Source organism: Mycobacterium sp. (assembly GCF_039583785.1).
Classification (GTDB): domain Bacteria; phylum Actinomycetota; class Actinomycetes; order Mycobacteriales; family Mycobacteriaceae; genus Mycobacterium.
In genome coordinates this window covers 1-18,375 of sequence record NZ_JAVKSG010000042.1, presented here as the reverse complement: position 1 = coordinate 18,375, position 18,375 = coordinate 1, and the positions used below count along the sequence as shown (strand labels likewise).

Annotated in this window: 20 protein-coding genes, 1 tRNA gene and 1 pseudogene; 12 read left to right on the top strand and 10 right to left on the bottom strand. The window is 66.7% G+C overall.

Annotation, left to right across the window (positions count from 1 at the left end; genetic code table 11):
• Positions 1–46 precede the first annotated feature (46 nt).
• Positions 47–120, bottom strand: a tRNA-Pro gene (locus ABDV69_RS13660).
• Between the two features lie 158 nt (positions 121–278).
• Here ABDV69_RS13660 and ABDV69_RS13655 point away from each other — a divergent pair.
• Positions 279–443, top strand: a complete 165-nt coding sequence (locus ABDV69_RS13655; protein ID WP_343575195.1) for a hypothetical protein — start codon at positions 279–281, stop codon at positions 441–443.
• A 1-nt stretch (position 444) separates the two neighbouring features.
• Here the strand turns inward: ABDV69_RS13655 and ABDV69_RS13650 are convergent, their stop codons facing one another.
• Together ABDV69_RS13650 and ponA2 are read right to left on the bottom strand one after the other, a co-directional pair.
• Positions 445–1,401 carry a metallophosphoesterase gene (locus tag ABDV69_RS13650; protein ID WP_343575194.1) on the bottom strand — a complete coding sequence of 319 codons (957 nt, stop codon included), beginning with the start codon at positions 1,399–1,401 and terminating at the stop codon, positions 445–447.
• 51 nt (positions 1,402–1,452) lie between these two features.
• Positions 1,453–3,861, bottom strand: a complete 2,409-nt coding sequence (ponA2, locus tag ABDV69_RS13645; protein WP_343575190.1) for a transglycosylase/D,D-transpeptidase PonA2 — start codon at positions 3,859–3,861, stop codon at positions 1,453–1,455.
• A 312-nt stretch (positions 3,862–4,173) separates the two neighbouring features.
• On the opposite strand from ponA2, the gene ABDV69_RS13640 reads away from it, so the two are divergent.
• On the top strand, positions 4,174–4,530 hold the full coding sequence (locus tag ABDV69_RS13640; protein ID WP_343575189.1) for a WhiB family transcriptional regulator: 357 nt from the start codon (positions 4,174–4,176) through the stop codon (positions 4,528–4,530).
• A 10-nt stretch (positions 4,531–4,540) separates the two neighbouring features.
• Here the strand turns inward: ABDV69_RS13640 and ABDV69_RS13635 are convergent, their stop codons facing one another.
• Positions 4,541–5,662 carry an ArsA family ATPase gene (locus ABDV69_RS13635; RefSeq protein ID WP_343575186.1) on the bottom strand — a complete coding sequence of 374 codons (1,122 nt, stop codon included), beginning with the start codon at positions 5,660–5,662 and terminating at the stop codon, positions 4,541–4,543.
• Positions 5,659–6,669, bottom strand: a complete 1,011-nt coding sequence (locus ABDV69_RS13630) for an ArsA family ATPase (protein WP_343575185.1) — start codon at positions 6,667–6,669, stop codon at positions 5,659–5,661. Before ABDV69_RS13630 ends, ABDV69_RS13635 begins: the two co-directional genes overlap by 4 nt.
• Positions 6,670–6,784: 115 nt before the next feature.
• On the opposite strand from ABDV69_RS13630, the gene ABDV69_RS13625 reads away from it, so the two are divergent.
• From ABDV69_RS13625 to ABDV69_RS13615, 3 genes are read left to right on the top strand one after another with little or no spacing between them, the layout of a single operon-like run.
• On the top strand, positions 6,785–6,946 hold the full coding sequence (locus ABDV69_RS13625; protein WP_156751501.1) for a DUF4177 domain-containing protein: 162 nt from the start codon (positions 6,785–6,787) through the stop codon (positions 6,944–6,946).
• Positions 6,943–7,398: a RidA family protein gene (locus ABDV69_RS13620; RefSeq protein ID WP_343575177.1), complete on the top strand. Its 456-nt coding sequence runs from the start codon at positions 6,943–6,945 to the stop codon at positions 7,396–7,398. The genes ABDV69_RS13625 and ABDV69_RS13620 overlap by 4 nt, the downstream gene beginning before the upstream one ends.
• A gap of 5 nt (positions 7,399–7,403) precedes the next feature.
• Entirely contained in the window at positions 7,404–8,180 is a 777-nt protein-coding gene (locus ABDV69_RS13615; protein ID WP_343575175.1) for an MBL fold metallo-hydrolase, read from the top strand.
• 73 nt (positions 8,181–8,253) lie between these two features.
• Here ABDV69_RS13615 and crp read toward each other — a convergent pair whose 3' ends face one another.
• Both crp and ABDV69_RS13605 read right to left on the bottom strand, forming a co-directional pair.
• Positions 8,254–8,928: a cAMP-activated global transcriptional regulator CRP gene (crp, locus tag ABDV69_RS13610; RefSeq protein WP_343575172.1), complete on the bottom strand. Its 675-nt coding sequence runs from the start codon at positions 8,926–8,928 to the stop codon at positions 8,254–8,256.
• Between the two features lie 90 nt (positions 8,929–9,018).
• Positions 9,019–9,399 (bottom strand): hypothetical protein, encoded by a 381-nt coding sequence (locus ABDV69_RS13605; RefSeq protein ID WP_343575170.1) that lies wholly within the window; start codon positions 9,397–9,399, stop codon positions 9,019–9,021.
• A gap of 185 nt (positions 9,400–9,584) precedes the next feature.
• On the opposite strand from ABDV69_RS13605, the gene nth reads away from it, so the two are divergent.
• The 4 genes from nth to marP are packed head-to-tail and all read left to right on the top strand — an operon-like array spanning position 9,585 to position 12,912.
• Entirely contained in the window at positions 9,585–10,280 is a 696-nt protein-coding gene (gene nth / locus ABDV69_RS13600) for an endonuclease III (RefSeq protein ID WP_343575229.1), read from the top strand.
• Complete coding sequence (locus ABDV69_RS13595) at positions 10,274–10,909, top strand: TlpA disulfide reductase family protein (protein WP_343575169.1); 636 nt, start codon at positions 10,274–10,276, stop codon at positions 10,907–10,909. The genes nth and ABDV69_RS13595 overlap by 7 nt, the downstream gene beginning before the upstream one ends.
• Before the next feature lie 21 nt (positions 10,910–10,930).
• Entirely contained in the window at positions 10,931–11,725 is a 795-nt protein-coding gene (locus tag ABDV69_RS13590; protein ID WP_343575167.1) for a CoA pyrophosphatase, read from the top strand.
• Positions 11,722–12,912, top strand: coding sequence for an acid resistance serine protease MarP (marP, locus tag ABDV69_RS13585; protein ID WP_343575165.1), 1,191 nt, complete (start codon positions 11,722–11,724; stop codon positions 12,910–12,912). The genes ABDV69_RS13590 and marP overlap by 4 nt, the downstream gene beginning before the upstream one ends.
• Here the strand turns inward: marP and ABDV69_RS13580 are convergent.
• Together ABDV69_RS13580 and ABDV69_RS13575 are read right to left on the bottom strand one after the other, a co-directional pair.
• The gene (locus ABDV69_RS13580) at positions 12,905–13,867 is read right to left on the bottom strand and encodes an alpha/beta hydrolase (RefSeq protein ID WP_343575162.1); all 963 of its coding nucleotides are present in this window, start codon (positions 13,865–13,867) and stop codon (positions 12,905–12,907) included. The two genes, marP and ABDV69_RS13580, sit on opposite strands and share 8 nt — an antisense overlap.
• Positions 13,868–14,392: a phage holin family protein gene (locus ABDV69_RS13575; RefSeq protein ID WP_343575159.1), complete on the bottom strand. Its 525-nt coding sequence runs from the start codon at positions 14,390–14,392 to the stop codon at positions 13,868–13,870.
• Between the two features lie 288 nt (positions 14,393–14,680).
• Between ABDV69_RS13575 and ABDV69_RS13570 the strand changes: the two genes are divergently transcribed.
• The gene (locus ABDV69_RS13570) at positions 14,681–15,352 is read left to right on the top strand and encodes a serine protease (protein WP_343575228.1); all 672 of its coding nucleotides are present in this window, start codon (positions 14,681–14,683) and stop codon (positions 15,350–15,352) included.
• A 53-nt stretch (positions 15,353–15,405) separates the two neighbouring features.
• On the opposite strand, the gene acs is transcribed toward ABDV69_RS13570, so the two are convergent.
• Positions 15,406–17,397: an acetate--CoA ligase gene (gene acs / locus ABDV69_RS13565; RefSeq protein WP_343575157.1), complete on the bottom strand. Its 1,992-nt coding sequence runs from the start codon at positions 17,395–17,397 to the stop codon at positions 15,406–15,408.
• A gap of 202 nt (positions 17,398–17,599) precedes the next feature.
• On the opposite strand from acs, the gene ABDV69_RS13560 reads away from it, so the two are divergent.
• Both ABDV69_RS13560 and ABDV69_RS13555 read left to right on the top strand, forming a co-directional pair.
• The gene (locus ABDV69_RS13560; protein WP_343575154.1) at positions 17,600–17,953 is read left to right on the top strand and encodes a type VII secretion target; all 354 of its coding nucleotides are present in this window, start codon (positions 17,600–17,602) and stop codon (positions 17,951–17,953) included.
• A 3-nt stretch (positions 17,954–17,956) separates the two neighbouring features.
• Positions 17,957–18,375, top strand: a pseudogene (locus tag ABDV69_RS13555) (hypothetical protein); the annotation flags it as partial.

Below are 18,375 nucleotides of genomic sequence, written 5' to 3'. Positions count from 1 at the left end.
CGAGTTCTGGCCTCACTTCACCACTGCCTTGCCGTCCAAATGCGAGTCGGGGTGGCGGGATTCGAACCCACGACCTCTTCGTCCCGAACGAAGCGCGCTACCAAGCTGCGCCACACCCCGATTGAAGCTTCGACAGCGTATCGCACCGACCCGGCAGCCTCCTAAATCGGACCGCGCCTGCACAGCGATCTGCGCCACAGCCCGGAGTGGAATAACTCGGAAGTGGGCACCGCTACATGAACTGATCGCGCACGATGTGCAACGGAGGCAGGTAAGTCATGACGATATTAGGCGCCCTGGTGTTCGGCGGACTCTTGGCCCTCGGGGTGCTGTGGCTGCTGGTTACCGACCCCGACAGCGAGTTCGACCAGGCGTGGAGCGACTCGCCCTGGACCGAGCACGAAGCCGCTCCGGCCAGCCGAGTCCTGACCAGTACCCGATAGCTCAGCCCACCGAATAGGTGGGCTGCGACCGGCCAAGGTTGTGCCGCGAGTCGCGCCCGCCGGTGGGCGCCGCGATCAACGTCAGCAGGGTGGCCTCCGGTCGGCAGCAGAATCGCACCGGCGCATACGGAGATGTGCCGATCCCGGCGGACACGTGCAGCCGCATTTCGGCCCCCCAGCGCGACGGTCCTTTGGCACGGGACCGATCCAGGCCCGAATTGGTCACCAAGGCGCCGTAGAACGGCAGGCACAGTTGCCCGCCGTGGGTGTGGCCGGCCATCACCAACTGGTAGCCGTCGGCGGCGAACCGGTCCAGCACCCGCGGCTCCGGCGAGTGGGTCAGGCCCAGGCGCAGGTTCGCAACCGGGCTGGCCGGGCCCGCGATGGCGTCGTAGCGGTCGCGCGCGATGTGCGGGTCGTCGACGCCCGCGGCCGCGACGTGCAGACCCGCCACCTCGAACTCGCGGCGGTTGTGCGTCAGATCGAGCCAGCCGCGCTCGGTGAACGCGGCCCGGAGATCCTGCCAGGGCAGCGGCCGGCCGGGTATCCGATGGCCCGGTTTGGTCACGTAGTTCAGCGGGTTCTTCGGCCGCGGGCCGAAGTAGTCGTTGCTGCCGAAGACGAAGACACCGGGCACCGAGAGTAAGTCGCTGAGGCTCTGGACGACGGCGGGCACCGCTCGGGGGTGTGCCAGGTTGTCGCCGGTGTTGACGACCAGGTCGGGTTCAAGGCCGGCCAGCTCACGCAGCCATGCCTGCTTGCGGCGCTGGCCGGGACGCATGTGCAGGTCGCTGATGTGCAGCACCCGCAACGGCGACGAGCCTGGGTCCAGCACCGGGATGGTCAGCTCGCGCAGCACGAACGCGTTTCGCTCGATCAGCGAGGCATAGGCGATTCCGGCGACGGCCGATCCGAGCCCGACGGCGCCGGTGTTTTTCAGAGCGGTGGCCATTGGCATGCAGGCCAGCCTACTGCCGGTTCGAGTGTGACGACACGTCCCACACCAGGGCTACGGGGGCGGCGGCGCCAGGATCGGGATGGTGATCGGCGGAAGGCCCGGAATTTCGATCACCTGCGAGCCGACCGCCACCGGGACGCCCTCTGGCGGGGGTGGTGGGGCCGGCGGGATGCCGTTGCTGGTCTGAATGGTGACCACCGCGCCCGGGATGGTCTGCCCGTTGGGCGTGGTCCCGACGACCTCGCCGTACTTGGCGCTGCTGTTGATCGAAGCGGGCTGCTCGTTAACCTGGAAGCCGGCGTCCTTCAAGCGTCGGCGCGCGGCGTCGATGTCGAGACCCGCAACGCTCGGCACCCGGGATCCGGGTCCACCCTCGACGTACTCCCGGTCGGTCGGCGGCATCTTCACGTCGCCGAACAGGGTGGCGATCGGCTTCATCGCGGTAAACCACGTTCGGGCCGGCTCGTTACCGCCGTACAAGTTGCCGTCACTGCACCGCCGCAGCGGCGACGAGCACAGGTCCGAGGGCGATGTGGAGTCGTCGTAAATGTAGTTGGCCGCCGCGTACTGGTTGGTGAAACCGACGAAGCCCGACGACCGGTGCGCCTCGGTGGTCCCGGTCTTTCCGGAGACCGGCAGGTTCCAGCCGGCCGCCCCGGCCGACCCGGCTGCGGTACCGCCGGCCACGGCGTCCTTGCTCATCGCGTTGGCCAGCGTGTTCGCCAGCCCTTCTGGTACCACCTGCTCGCAGGCCTCGGTGGTGACGGATACCTGGTTACCGTTGCGGTCGATCAGCTTGTCGATCGGGCTGGGTGGGCACCAGGTGCCGCCGGAGGCCAGCGTCGCCGCGACATTGGACAATTCCAGTGCGTTGAGTTCGAACGGGCCCAGCGTGAACGAGCCGATGTTCTGCCGCTTGATGAATTCGGCGAGGCTCTCGTTGCTCTCTGGGTCGTAGTCGCGCGCACTGCCTGGCTCGGCATAGGACCGCAACCCGAGCTTGACGGCCATGTCGACCGTGCGTGGTACGCCGACGAGCTGGATCAGCCGGGCGAACGCGGTGTTGGGCGAGGTGGCCAGCGCGTCGGTGACGCTCATCGATCCGCGGTAGGCGCCGGCGTTGACCACACACCAGGTCTCCTTGGGGCAGCCCTTCGCGCCGCCGAAGCCCATTCCCTTGGTCTGGAACCTGGCCGGGACCTCGAGTTGGGCGTCGATGCCCATGCCCATCTGCATTGCCGCGGCCGTGGTGAAGATCTTGAAGATCGACCCGGCGCCGTCGCCGACGAGGGAGAACGGTTGCGCGCGCATGGTCTCGCCGGCCTCGCTGTTCAGACCGTAGGTGCGGTTGCTGGCCATCGCCACGACCTTGTGGGCTTTCTTACCGGGCCGGATCACGCTCATCACGCTGGCGATGCCCTCGAGTGTCGGGCTGGCGAAGGTGTCGATCGCGTGTTTGACCGGCTCCTGCACATCGGGGTCGAGGTTGGTGCGGATCACGTAGCCGCCGCGAGCGAGCTGCTCGGGGTTGATGCCGGCGCGCGACAGGTAAGCCTGCACATAGTCGCAGTAGAAGGCGCGCTCGCCGGCAGCGATGCAGCCCCGCGGTAACTCCTTGGGCTGCGGCAGAATCCCCAGTGGTTCGGCCTTGGCGGCGCGGATCGCGTCGGCCTCATTGGGGACGTTCTGGATCATGGTGTCCAGCACCAGGTTCCGCCGCGCCAGCGCCCCGTCCGGGTTGGTGTAGGGGTTGAGAGCGCTGGTCGACTGGACCATGCCGGCCAGCAGGGCGGCCTGTTGCCAGTTCAGCTCCGAGGCGTTGATGCCGAAATAGGTCTGCGCCGCGTCCTGCACGCCGAATGCGTTGTTGCCGAACGACACCAGGTTCAGGTAGCGGGTCAGGATCTCCGGCTTGGTGAAGGTCTTGTCCAGGGTGAGCGCCATGCGGATCTCGCGCAGCTTGCGCGCCGGGGTGGTCTCGGTGGCCGCGCGTTTCTCGGCGTCGGTCTGCGCGATCACCAGCAGTTGGTAGTTCTTCACATACTGTTGCTCGAGCGTCGAGCCACCGCGGGTATCGGCGTCGCCCGAGGCGTAGCCGGCCAAACCGGTCAGCGTGCCTTTCCAGTCCACACCGTTGTGCTCGGCGAAGCGCTTGTCCTCGATCGAGACGATCGCAAGTTTCATAGTGTTGGCGATCTTGTCGCTGGGCACCTCGAAGCGGCGCTGAGAGTAGAGCCACGCGATGGTGTTGCCCTTGGTGTCGACCATCGTGGTCACCGCGGGGACGTCGCCCTCGAGGAGTTGCGCCGAGGCGTTGCCGACGACCTCGGAGGCGCGGTTGGAGGCCAAGCCGATTCCACCGGCAACGGGAAACAGCAAGGCGGCAACGATGACGCTGGCGAGTAGGCAACACCCGGCGAGCTTGGCGATGGTAACCGCAGTAGCGGGCCGCTCCGACATGGCTACTAGACTAGCGGCGCTTCAGCAGACCTTTGCGCGAGTGGTTGTGGAGAATCCTTTGTCCGGCCTAAACACCTCAGGTTCCTCTCAGTCGCAGCTCAGGCCACTGTTACTGGCCTGGTTCGCCGGTTTAGGCCGCAGTTTCATGATCGGACTGCACGGTCGTCCCAAAAAAGCGTGTCCAAAATGTTGCGTAATCGGTACCTGACCACGTAGCTTATCCAGACAATGAGATACAGGTAACACCGAGCACGACAGTGTGGCATAGGTCGCATCGGGGTTACCGGTGGCAAGAGCGAAGGGGAATCGCTGGTGTCAGCTATAAGGACCGCGCCGCGTAAGACGACCGCAGCAGCACCGACCGCCGCCCTACCTTGTGGGGCGGAGGCGGAGTCGAGAATCACATGGGTTTCCAAGGCCCTGTGCCGGGCCGCTGATCCAGACGAGCTGTTTGTCCGAGGGGCTGCGCAACGCAAGGCCGCGGTCATCTGCCGGCACTGCCCGGTGATGCTGGAGTGCGGTGCTGATGCATTGGACAACCGGGTGGAGTTCGGCGTCTGGGGTGGGATGACCGAGCGTCAGCGGCGCGCGCTGCTCAAGCAACACCCCGAGGTGGTGTCCTGGGCTGAGTTCTTCAGCACCCAGCGCAAGCAACGCAGCGTCGGCTGAACAATCCTTCTCAGCCGGTCGCCGTCATCTGGTCGGCGATCGCCCGCAACGCCTCCAGATCCGAGACGTCGAACGGTAGCGACGGGACCCCCACAATTGCGACGTGGGGGTTCGCGCCGGTGAACCGGGACAGCAGCCGGATCTCCCGCTTGGACGTCGCCGCCCGATCGGCGTGAATGTGTAAGACGGCCTTGGTCAAGGCGTTGGCGCCGTCGCTGGCGAATGTCTCGGCGCCGTCGATGGCGCGCTCGACCGGCAGCGAACACAGCATCGGGTGCGTCCGGTTCAGGATCAGCCCGGCTAGCGGCATCTTCTCCTCCGACAACCGGTCCACGAAGAAGGATGCCTCTCGCAGCGCGTCCGGTGCCGCGGCCGACACCACGACGAACTGGGTGCCACGCCGTTTGAGTAGCGAGTAGGTGCGGTCGGCCTTTTCCCGGAAGCCGCCGAAGGTGGCGTCCAGCGACTGCACGAAACTCGCGGCGTCGGAGAGCATCTGCGAACCCAGGACGGTCGACAGCGCCTTCATCGCCAGCCCGACGGCGCCGGTGACCAGTCGCCCGATGCCGCGGCCGGGGCCGAGCAGCAGCTTCCACAGCCGGCTGTCCATGAAGCTGCCCAGGCGCTTGGGTGCGTCCAAGAAGTCCAGCGCGTTGCGCGACGGCGGAGTGTCGACGACCACCAGATCCCAGCGGTCCTCGGCCAGCAACTGGCCGAGCTTTTCCATCGCCATGTACTCCTGCGTGCCGGCCAGTGAGGTGGCGACCGTTTGGTAGAACGGGTTGTCCAGAATGGCCTGGGCGCGATCGGGTCCGGAGTACTGCACCACCATCTCGTCGAAGGTGCGGCGCATGTCCAGCATCATCGCGTAGAGCTCCCCGGGCACCTCAGCGGCAAGCGGTACGCGTTGCGGGGTGTTGCCCAGGTCGGTGATTCCCAGCGCCTGCGCCAACCGCTTGGCCGGGTCGATCGTCAGAACCACCACGGTGCGGCCGTACTCGGCTGCGCGCAGCGCCATGGCCGCGGCAGTCGTGGTCTTCCCGACTCCACCCGCGCCGCAGCACACCACCACGCGGTTGGCGGTGTCGGACAGAATGCCGGCAATGTCCAGAACCGGAGGTGTCGTGCTCATCGAACTCCCTGCTGCGCGAGTGACTCCGACAGTTCGTAGAGGCTGCCGAGGTCGACGCCGTCGGCAATGGTGGGCAGTTCCAGTCGCGGCACCTTGAGCTCGTCGAGCTGTTCGGCGGTCGAGGCCCGCGCGGTGATCCGAGTGGCGTGCTGGATGGTCTCGGTCAACAGGCCGGCGAAGTCCTCGTCGCCGAGCTTGATCCCGGCGGCGGCCAAGCCGGTCCGCACCGCTTCGGCGTCGACGTCGCCCGCGGCGGCTCTGGTCAGATCGCCGGCCTGCAGATAGGTCGGGATGTTGCGGTTGACGATCACCGAGCCGATCGGCAGACCCAGCTCCTGGAGCTCGTCGATGGCCTCTTTGGTCTCCTGCATCGGCAGCGCTTCCAGCAGCGTCACCAGGTGGATCGCCGTCTGGTCGGAGTGCAGGATCTTCACCACGCCCTCGGCCTGCGAGTACACCGGTCCACCCTTGGCGAGGTCGGAGACCGCCCGGGTGACGTCCAGGAAGCGGGCGATGCGACCGGTCGGTGGCGCGTCGACGACGATCGCGTCGTAGACCGGGTTTTTGGCACCTTTCACCCTGCGGATCACGGCTTCCTTGATCTTGCCGGTGAGCAAGACGTCGCGCAGGCCCGGTGCGATCGTCGTCGCGAACTCGATCGCGCCGATCCGCCGCATCGCCCTTCCGGCGAGGCCCAGGTTGTAGAACATGTCGAGGTATTCCAGGAACGCGGCCTCGATGTCGATCGCCAGCGCGTTCACCTGGCCGCCTTGTTCGGCGCTCGCGATCTTCAGCTCTTTGTAGGGCAGCGGCGGCACATCGAAGAGCTGCGCAATGCCTTGGCGTCCTTCGACTTCGACGAGCAACACCTTGCGACCGCCGGCCGCGAGGGTGAGGGCCAGTGCGGCGGCAACCGTCGATTTGCCGGTGCCACCTTTGCCGGTCACGAAATGCAGCCGGGCCTTCGACAATCGCGATGGCCAGCCGACGATGCTGGCGCCGCTCATGCCGGATGCTCGCTCGGTTGCGCCCGCGCTGCGCGCGCGCTTACCTCGCTCGATGTGATCCCCACCCCTGCATGCTAACTAGTTGGCCCGCTCCGGCTGCCGATAAGCTCGGGATATGAGCCAACCCACAACCTGGGAATACGCAACGGTCCCATTGTTGACCCACGCCACCAAGCAAATCCTCGACCAGTGGGGCGCCGACGGGTGGGAGCTGGTGTCCGTGCTGCCCGGCCCGACCGGCGAGCAGCACGTCGCATATCTGAAACGCCCCAAGTGAGCGCGTCGGCCAAGCTCACAGAGCTCGGCTTCGAGTTGCCGGTCGCGGTCACGCCGCTCGGCTCCTATGTCCCGGCGGTGCGCAGCGGCAACCTGGTCTACACCTCGGGCCAGCTGCCGGTGCGGGCCGGCGCCTTGCTGCAGGCCGGCAAGGTCGGCGTCGACGTCACGCCGGAACAGGCCAACGAACTCGCTCGGGTCTGCGCGCTCAACGCCTTGGCCGCCATCGATGCGCTGGTGGGCATCGACTCGGTGACCAAGGTGGTCAAGGTGGTCGGCTTCGTCGCTTCGGCGGCCGGATTCAACGCCCAGCCGGGTGTCATCAACGGTGCATCGGATCTCCTGGCCGGGGTGTTCGGCGATGCCGGCGTGCATGCCCGCTCGGCGGTCGGCGTCGCGGAGTTGCCGTTGGACGCCCCGGTCGAGGTCGAGCTGGTGGTCGAGGTCGGGTAGCGGCCATGACGCTGGCTCATCCTGCCTACGGACAGTTACGCCCGGTTACCGACACTGCCTCGGTGCTGCTGGCCAACAACCCGGGCAAGATGACGCTGGACGGCACCAACACCTGGGTGTTGCGGGCGTCCGGCAGCGACGAGGTCGTTGTCGTCGATCCCGGACCCGACGACGACGAGCACATTGCCGCGGTCGCCGGCGTGGGCCGCATCGCGTGCGTGTTGATCAGCCACCGCCACGGCGACCACACCGATGCCATCGACAAGCTGGTCGAGGCGACCGGCGCACCAGTGCGCTCGGCGGGCAGCGGATTTCTGCGCGGGCTGTCCGGCGAGCTCACCGACGGCGAGGTGATCGACGTTGCCGGACTGCGGATCACGGTCTGGGCGACACCCGGGCACACCGCCGACTCGCTGTCCTTCGTTCTCGACGACGCAGTGCTGACCGCCGACACCGTGCTGGGCCGCGGAACGACCGTCATCGACAACGAAGACGGCAGCCTGGCCGACTACCTGGATTCGTTACAGCGGCTACGCGGACTCGGCCGGCGAACCGTGCTGCCCGGGCACGGGCCCGACCTGCCCGACATCGAAGCCGTCGCCGACGGCTACCTCGCTCACCGCGAACAGCGGCTCGATCAGATCCGCTCGGCACTGCGCGAACTCGGCGACGATGCCACCACGCGCCAGCTCGTCGAGCAGGTCTATGTCGACGTCGACGAGGAGATGTGGGACGTTGCCGAGTGGTCGGTGCAGGCCCAGCTGGACTATCTGCGGCGTTAGCGGCTGCCAGACAGAAGCCATGGCTGTGAATCAGTCGGAATCGCGACCGTCGCTGCTGTTTCGCGACTGAAAGCTAGCGCGCTCGGCGGGCCAGCCGCTCGGAGTCCGAGATCAGCACGCTCTTGCCCTCCAGCCGAATCCAGCCGCGGTGGGCGAAGTCGGCCAGCGCCTTGTTCACCGTCTCACGGGAGGCGCCGACCAGCTGAGCGATCTCTTCCTGGGTCAGGTCGTGGGTCACCCGCATCGCGCCACCCTCCTGGGTGCCGAACCGCTGCGCGAGCTGCAGCAGCTGCTTGGCGACCCGGCCGGGGACGTCGGTGAAGATCAGGTCGGCGAGGTTGTTGTTGGTACGGCGCAGCCGGCGGGCCAGCACCCGCAGCAGCTGCTCGGCGATCTCGGGGCGGTCGGCGATCCAGGCCCGCAGCGCGTCACGGTCCATCGACACCGCGCGCACCTCGGTGATCGTCGTGGCACTCGAGGTCCGGGGCCCGGGGTCGAAGATCGACAGCTCGCCGAACATGTCGGACGGACCCATGATGGTCAACAGGTTCTCCCGGCCGTCCGGCGAACGGCGGCCGATCTTGACCTTGCCGGCAACGATGATGTAGAGCCGATCGCCCGGCTCGCCCTCTGCGAAAACCGTGTGTCCGCGTGGGAAGTCGACGGGTTGCAGTTGCCTGGTCAGCGCGGCGACGGCGCTCGGTTCCACCCCCTGAAAGATTCCGGCCCTCGCCAGGATCTCGTCCACGTTGCCCCTTCAGCTATTCCGATGAACTCCGGTCGGCACCGCGGTGCCTACCGAGTCTAAAAGTTACATTTTTGACTCGACGTGCCAACGCTACACACGATTGGCATGCTGACGCGGCGCAAATTGCCGATTCGCTCGGGAATGCCGACGTCGTTCTCCGGATAGGCCGGGTTGACTGGCGGTCGGGCCGACGGCGGCCACCAGCAACGGATCGGTCGGCGGCTCGTCGCGGCTGGGTAGGTGGGGCGCCGCACCGGTGCTGCGGGCCATCCGGCGATGCAAACAGTCCAGCGCCTCGGGCATTCCGTCCCGGGCCAATGTGCGCACATCGGTAGGCTCGGCGTGCTCGAGAAATTCAGCGACATCAGTCGCGCTGACCGTGTCTTTTTCCAAGCCCGCTTCAAGCCGTTCAAGCCCGAAAGTTGCCAGCATCAGCAACCCCGGGGTGAATGCAACTAGCAACCAGGACACAAGCAGCAAGTAAACACGGCTAAGGTCTCAGCGGGATCACGAATCAGTACTCTGTCAAGGTGACAATGGGTAAGCCTTCTCGCGCAAGGGCCACCGGCGCCAAAGGCTCGACCGGCCCTGCTGCGGCCGTTGCCCGCCGCTTCGCCTCGGAGACCCGAACCGGCCTGGTGCGTCGCGCCCGGCGAATGAATCGCAAACTGGCAGAAGCGTTTCCAGACGCGCACTGCGAGCTGGATTTCACCGGGCCGCTGGAGTTGGCGGTGGCGACCATCTTGTCGGCGCAGAGCACCGACAAGCGGGTCAACCTGACCACCCCGGCGCTGTTCCGCCGTTACCGCACGGCGATGGACTATGCGCAGGCCGACCGTGACGAACTCGAATCGCTCATTCGGCCGACCGGTTTTTATCGCAATAAAGCGACGTCGCTCATTGGACTCGGTCAAGCGTTGACGGAGCGCTTCGACGGCGAGCTACCATCCACGATGGACGAGCTTGTGACGCTGCCCGGGGTGGGCCGTAAGACGGCCAACGTGATCCTCGGCAACGCGTTCGACGTGCCCGGAATTACCGTGGACACCCATTTCGGTCGACTGGTTCGGCGGTGGGGCTGGACCACCGAGGAGGACCCGGTCAAGGTCGAGCACGCGATCGGCGAGCTGATCGAGCGCAAGGAGTGGACGCTGCTCAGCCACCGGGTGATCTTTCACGGTCGCCGGGTGTGCCACGCCCGCAAACCGGCCTGCGGAGTGTGCGTGCTGGCCAAGGACTGCCCCTCCTACGGAGCCGGGCCCACCGAGCCGGAAATCGCGGCCGCGCTGGTGAGCGGCCCGGAGACCGAACACCTGCTAGCGCTGGCCGGGTTAGCAGAACTCCCATGCTGAGCACGCGAAACACCCGCTGGACCATCGCGGTTCTGACGGTGGTCGCCGCGTTGGTCGCCGCCTTGGTGATGGCGCTGCGGACCGCGTCGCACCCGGCCCCCGCCCCGGCTGCCGTCTCGGCCCGCAACCACCGCGATGCCGACACTCCCGCCGCGCTGGCCGGGCTGCGACAGCGCGCCGACCTCGCACCGTGTCCGCAGCCGAGCGGGCAGGCCGGCTCGGAGGCGCTGCGTGGTGTGATGGTCGAATGCGCGGCCGACGGCTCGGTCGTCGACGTCGGGCCGGCGCTGGCCGGACACCGCGTCGTGCTGAACTTCTGGGCATATTGGTGTGCGCCGTGCGCGGCCGAACTCCCGGCGATGGCGGAGTATCAGCGACGGGTCGGTTCCGCCGTGTTGGTGGTGACTGTTCACCAGGACGAGAACGAGGCCGCGGCCCTGCTGCGGCTGGCCGATCTCGGTGTCCGGCTGCCGATGCTGCAGGACGGTAGCCGCCGGGTGGCGGCGGCGTTGCGGGTGCCCAACGTGATGCCCGCGACGGTCGTGCTGGACTCGGACGGTAGCGTGGCAAAGACGCTGCCCCGCGCTTTCGCGACTGCGGACGAGATTACCGACGCGGTCGGGCGGTGAGGAAGTGCGAAGGGGGCGCCAGTGACCGGAAGCGGCACTCCTCAGCGTCTCGGTACGGACGTATCGCCACCCGAGCTCGCCCCGTCCTGGCTGCGGCCCCTGGTCGACAACATCACCGAGATCCCGGCTGCGTACAAGCGGCGGCTGCCCGCCGAGATGCTGGCCATGGTGACCGCCTCCAGGGCGCTGGCGGGTGACAAGGCGCGCGACGCGGCGGTGCTGGTGCTGTTCTCCGGCCCGTCGGCAGCCGAGCCCGGCGGCGCCGCATCCGATTCCCCGCCTGACGATGCCGATCTGCTGCTGATCGTGCGGGCCGCCTCGTTGCGCCACCACGCCGGGCAGGCTGCCTTTCCCGGCGGCGCGTCCGATCCCGGTGACGACGGGCCGGTGGCCACCGCGCTGCGCGAAGCTCGCGAAGAGACCGGCATCGACACCGGCCGACTGCATCCACTGGTCACGATGGAGCGAACGTTCATCGCGCCGTCGGGTTTTCACGTCGTCCCCGTGCTGGCGTACTCGCCGGATCCGGGGCCGGTGGCCGTCGTGGATCAGGCGGAAACCGCCGTCGTGGCCCGGGTTCCGGTTCGGGCCCTGATCAATCCCGCCAACCGGCTGATGGTGTACCGCCGCACCCTCAGCCGCCGCTTCGCCGGGCCGGCATTTCTGTTGAACGAGATGCTGGTCTGGGGTTTCACCGGTCAGGTGATCTCCGCGATGCTGGATGTCGCTGGTTGGGCAAAGCCCTGGGACGTCGACGATGTTCGCGAGCTCGACGAAGCAATGGCATTGGTCGGCGACGAGGAAGATGCCCGATGAGCTCCTCACAGTGGTTGGACATGGCGGTGCTGGCAGTAGCGTTTATAGCCGCGGTCTCGGGTTGGCGTTCGGGTGCGCTCGGCTCGTTACTGTCGTTCGTCGGTGTGCTGCTCGGTGCGGTAGCCGGTGTGCTGTTGGCGCCACACTTGGTCGCGCATGTGGCCGCGCCGCGGGCCAAGCTGTTCGCCGCGATGTTCCTGATCCTGGCGCTGGTGGTCATCGGCGAGGTGGCCGGTGTGGTGTTGGGCCGTGCGGTGCGTGGTGCGATCCACAGCAACTCGGTCAGGTTGTTCGACTCGCTGATCGGTGTCGCGGTGCAACTGGTGGTGGTGCTGGTGGCGGCGTGGCTACTGGCCACCCCCTTGACGTCGTCGGCGGGTCAGCCCAGTTTGGCTGCGGCAGTGCGAGGTTCGCGGGTACTCGGCGAGGTCAACGACTATGCGCCGGAATGGCTCAAAACGGTACCCAAGCGGTTGTCCGCGCTGCTGGACAACTCGGGTCTGCCGCAGGTGCTCGATCCGTTCAGCCGCACCCCCGTCGTGGCCGTCGCCGCCCCGAACTCGGCGCTGGCCAAGAATCCCGTCGTCGCCAGCGTCGAGCCGAGCGTGGTGAAGATCCGTGCGATTGCACAGAGTTGCTCGAAAGTTTTGGAGGGCAGCGGATTTGTACTCTCACCGGATCGCGTGATGACCAATGCGCACGTTGTCGCCGGCTCGAACAACGTCACGGTGGAGGCCAGCGGCAATCCCTACGACGCCACCGTGGTGTACTACGACCCGATCGTCGACATCGCCATCTTGTCGGTGCCGCATCTGCCGGCCGGGCCGCTGGCGTTCGCCAACGCCCCGGTGTCAGCGGGCACCGAAGGCATCGTGATGGGCTACCCGGGCGGCGGCGGATTCATGGCGACGCCGGCCAGGATCCGGGAGCTCATCGAGCTCAACGGACCCGACATCTACCGGACCGCCACCATCAACCGCGAGGTCTACACCGTAAGGGCCGATGTGGAACAAGGCAATTCAGGTGGACCGCTGGTCAACCTGGACGGGAAGGTGATCGGTGTTGTGTTCGGCGCTGCGGTCGACGACAACGACACCGGTTTTGTGTTGACCGTCAAAGAGGTGGACGGTGAGCTTTCGCACATCGGTGACACCGCCGCGGTGTCCACCGGTAAGTGCGTCAGTTGAGCGGCGAGCGGTAAACCCGATCGAGAAACCTCGACAGGTGGCCGTTGACCTCATCCGGCTTTTCCTCGTGGCTGAAATGCCCCGCGCCGGAGATTGATACGTAGCGCCCGTGCGGCGCGTAACGCTGGGTTCGTTCGACCGGGTCGGCCAGCACGTAGGGATCGGCGTCGCCGTGGATGTGCAGTATCGGAATGCCGAACGGCCGGCTCATCAACCGCATGAAGCGCCGACCTTCTTCGCGCAACTGGCTGCGCACGGCCCAGCGCTGATATTCCAGTGCGCAATGCGCCGCATAGCGGATCTGGATGGCCTGACGCAAGTGGCCGATTGACTCGGAAAAGTCGTCTGATGCAAGCCATTTGGCGCCACCAGCGCGGCTACGGATCAAGTGCTCGAGCTCGGCGCCGTGATGACGGGTCAAGGCGCGCTCCGGCCAGATCGGCACCTGGTAGCGCAGCAGCGAAGGCAGCAGCGCCCGGGCCTGATCGCGGTGGGTCAGCGCCGAGCGCCGCAGCGCGGCCGGGTGTGGCGAGCTGATCACCGCGATCGCGCGCACCTGCCGCGAGTGCAGCACCGAGGTGGCCCAGCACACCAGGCCACCGTCGGCATGACCGACCAGCGTCGCTGAGGTGTGTCCCAGCGCGCGGATCAAGCCCGCGGTGTCGCCGGCCAGCGTCCAGCCGTCATACCCGCGCGGTGGTTTGTCGCTGCCGCCGTAGCCCCGCAGATCCACCGCGACCACCCGCGCCCCGGTCAGGCCGCGTAGCTGATGACGCCACGACCACCAGAACGAGCCGAAGCCGTGCAGCATGATCACCAGCGGCAGCGATGTCGACGGGACGCCCCGATCTTCCGGTATCGCCTCGACGACATGGAACCGAATGCCGTTGGCGTGCACGTCCCGATGACGCCATGGACCGTCGATGCGCGTGATCGACGGATCAGGTGGGGCCATCTACCAACCCGAAGGATCGGCGGGCGTCCCGCCCTGATCCAGCGCCGGCGCCGAGGGCTTGTCATGGCCGGACGTGAACGCCGACCGGGCTTCCTTGACCGATTCGATGGTTTGTTGCGGGCCGCGGATGCGCCGCACCTTGAGGAAGCCGAACAGCGCCAGCGCTCCGGTCACCAGCACCATGACTCCGAAGACGATCAGGAACGCCGCCCAGCGCCACAGCCAGGTATTCAGCAACTCGGCCAGGAAGAAGAAGAAAAAGAACGTCGAGTAAAACAGCACCACCAGCGCGGCGATGAAGAAGACGCTGCCGGTCAGGCCCTTCTTGACGTCGCGGGTGATTTCGGCGCGCGCCAATTCGACCTCGGCGCGCACCAACGTCGACATCTGCGCGGTGGCTTCTTTGACCAACTCGCCGATCGACGGCTCGGCGGACAACGCGTGCGGATCGGTCAGCGGGATAGTGGTCAGCGTGCGGGGAACGCCATCTTTGCGGTCGCCGTTGGTTCGATCTGACTTGCTCACAGACGGTCCTTCCGAGCTGGATCTACTGGTCTGGTTCCTCCGCTTCGCGCTTGGCGCTCTGCATCGTCCCCGGACGCTCCGATTGTCACGCCGACACGCGGTCGTCGCGGTTCATGTTGTCATGCGCCTCCGATGCCAGACGAGGCAAGGCGGTGTGAGGATCCGCGTCGATGGGCGGTGATCAAGCTAGACTGATTGGGTCTGTTGATGGTGCGCGTCCACATTTGCCGACGGGAGAAAACCGCCATGCAGATTATGTGCCGTCCGCGGTTACGGATCGCGACGGCCATGATGGTGGTGGTCGTAGTCGGCCTGTGCGGTGCCCCGGTCCGCGCCGACGACCGCATTCCGCTCGGCGGCGGAGCGGGCATCATCGTCAACGGCGACGCGCTCTGCACGCTGACCACCATCGGCACCGATCCCCAGGGCAACCTGATGGGCTTCACTTCGGCGCACTGCGGGGGCCCTGGCGCGGTGGTCGCCGCCGAGGCTGCCAAGGACCGCGGCAACGTGGGCATCATGGTGGCCGGCAACGACGTCCTCGACTACGCGGTCATCCAATTCGACAAGGCCAAGGTGGCCCCGCAGGCAGATTTCGGTGGGTTCGTGATCGACGGCATCGGGCCAGACCCGGCGTTCGGCCAGATCGCCTGTAAGCAGGGCCGCACCACCGGCAACTCGTGCGGAGTCACGTGGGGGCCGGGCCAGGATCCGGGCACGATTCTCATGCAGGTGTGTGGACAGCCCGGCGACTCGGGCGCCCCGGTGACCGTCAACAATCAACTGATCGGAATGATCCACGGCGCGTTCAGCGAGAACCTGCCGGTCTGCATCATCAAGTACATCCCGCTGCACACGCCGGCGGTGGTGCAGTCGATCAACGCCGACCTGGCCGATCTGCAGGCCAAGAACCGCCCCGGCGCCGGGTTCGTCCCGATCGCCCCCCCAGCGACCACTTAGGTTTGCCCGCCTCCTCCTCATCGCGCTGCGCGCTCTGCATAGTCTGCGGGCGGCTATGGTTTGCCCGCCTCCTCCTCATCGCGCTGCGCGCTCTGCATCGTCTGCGGGCGGCGGATCGCGTCCAACACACCCGGGTCGAGCAGCGTGGAGGTGTCGCCGAGGTCGCGTTTCTCGGCGATGTCACGCAGCAGGCGTCGCATGATCTTGCCGCTGCGAGTCTTCGGCAACTCGGGCACCACGTGCAGTTCCCTCGGCCGTGCGATCGGCGAGATCACCCTGGCCACCTCGGCACGCAACTCGTCGATGATCTCCGCTCCCGTCGTCTCCGCGTGATCGGCTTGCAGGACGACGAAGGCGCAGATCGCCTGACCGGTGGTCTCGTCGGTCGCGCCCACCACCGCGGCCTCGGCCACCCCGGAATGGCCGACCAGGGCCGACTCCACCTCGGCGGTGGAGATACGGTGCCCGGACACGTTCATCACGTCGTCGATGCGACCCAGGATCCAGATCGCCCCGTCGGAGTCGTAGCGAGCGCCGTCGCCGGCGAAGTACCAACCTTGCTCGGCGAACTTAGACCAGTACGTCTCGCGGAAGCGGTCGTCGTCGCCCCAGATGCCGCGCAGCATCGACGGCCACGGCTGGTCGAGCACCAGGTATCCGCTGACGTGTTCGCCTTCGTCGGATGATGGCGGCAAGAGTTGATTGCCGTTGTCGTCGACGATCTTCGCCGAGATGCCGGGTAGCGGCGCCATCGCCGCGCCCGGTTTGGCCGCCGCGACGCCGGGTAGCGGGGAGATCATCGCCGCGCCGGTCTCGGTCTGCCACCAGGTGTCCACGATCGGGATGGTGTCGGCGCCGATGACCTTGCGGTACCAGCGCCAAGCCTCCGGGTTGATCGGCTCGCCGACTGTTCCCAGCAGCCGCAGGCTGGACAGGTCGTGGGCATCCGGGATGTCACGGCCCCACTTCATGAACGTCCGGATCATCGTCGGTGCCGTGTAATAGATTGTCACGCCGTACTTTTCAATGATCTGGAAATGCCGGTGCTGGTCGGGGGTATCCGGCGTGCCTTCGTAGATGATCTGGCTGACGCCGTTGGACAGCGGCCCATAGACGCCGTAGGTGTGGCCGGTGACCCAGCCGATGTCGGCGGTGCACCAGAACACGTCGGATGCGGGCTTAATGTCGAAGACGTGGTGCTGGGTGTAGGACGCCTGGGTCAGGTAGCCGCCGCTGGTGTGCACGATCCCCTTGGGCTTACCGGTGGTGCCCGAGGTGTACAGCAGGAACAGCGGGTGCTCGGCGTCAAAGGCCTCGGCGGTGTGCTCATCGGATGCGGGGTCGACGACGTCGTGCCACCACACGTCGCGACCCTGGGCCCATGGCACGTCGACACCGGTGCGCTTGACGACCAGGACGTGCTCGATCGTGTCGGAGTCGGCGACGGCCTGGTCGGCGGCCTCTTTCAGCGGCGCCGGCTTGCCGCGGCGGAACTGCCCGTCGGCGGTGATCAAGAGTTTGGCCTCGGCGTCATGGATGCGGGCGCCCAGCGCGTTGGTGCTGTACCCGGCGAACACCACGCTGTGCAGCACACCGAGGCGTGCGCAGGCCAGCATCGCGACGATGGCTTCGGGAATCATCGGTAGGTAGATCGCCACGCGGTCGCCGGCCACCAGACCGAGATCGGTCAGCGCGTTGGCGGCCCTGCTCACCTCGGCCAACAGGTCGCTGTAGGTCAGCGTACGGTCCTGGCCGATCGGATCACCCTCCCAGTGGATGGCCACCCGGTCGCCGTTGCCGGCCTCGACGTGCCGGTCCACGCAGTTGTAGGCGACGTTCAGTGTGCCGCCGGTGAACCATTTGGCAAACGGCCGCGCCGACCAGTCCAGCACCTCGGAAAACGGTGTGGCCCAGGACAGTCGGTTGGCCTGCTCGGCCCAGAACGCCAACCGGTCCTGCTCGGCCCGTTGATACAGGTCATCGCTGGCATTGGCCTGCGCGGCAAACTCTTTCGACGGTGGATACGACGACGGCGCTTCGGTCACGGGCACGAGCCTAATCAGCCCTGTCGGTGGAGCCGACAGGGCTGCACGCGCGATGTCGCCCCGCGCCGGTTAAGTCGGAGGTCCGTCTGGCTCGCGGCGTCTACGGCTGGTGCTCCCAGCGCACGTGCTGGGCCAGTGGTCCCGTCTATTTGCAGTGCTTAGAGGCGGTTTTGGTTGGTAAACTCCTTCGCAAGCTACTCCAATGCGGGCGGAGGAGGGGGCAGGTCTCATGCACCAAAACCTGGGGGTTGACTCGGCGGATGTGCGCTTGGCGGGTGGACAGGTCGACGTGCATGCCGGGAATTTCTTGGCAGGACATGTGGCGGCGCATGAGCGTATCGCCGGCGCCCAGAAAGGGTTTATCGGGGACAGCGCGGCGGCGTTAGCAGAGTTGGCGGCGCATTGGAAAGAGGAAACCGCCAGCCATCACCGTGAGCTTTGCGAGCACACCGAGAATTTGCGGACAGCGGCCGGCAAGTACGAGACCACTGACGTTGACGAGATGACCAACCTCGACGGCGCCGTCTCGGATTTGGCCAGGCGCATGGGAATCTGACGGGTGGGGTTGACGCTCGCCGATCTGCAGGAGTGGGATCCCGAAGACATCAACGAGCTGGCCGAGGCCGCCGCGGCGCGTGCACGGGCCAGCCGCGAAGCCGCACAAAACATCCCCAATCTTCCGGTGTTCACCACCTGGCACGGTGAGGCCAGCACAACGGCCCAAGACGCGATGGCGAAGACCAGCGGCAAGATGGAGCTCTCGGCCCAAGATGCGTTTCGCGTATGGGCGGGCGCCGGGCACGCCTACGGGGAAGTCGCCGCGCTCAAAAAAGAACTCAACGACATCTTCGCCGAGGCCAACGCGGTGCCGGCGGTGCACATCGACACCAAAACCAACACGGTAAATCCACCCGACACGAGCGGGTGGGCTGATGAGGATGTCGCGAAGGTCAAGGCGAGAGTCGACGATCTGCAACA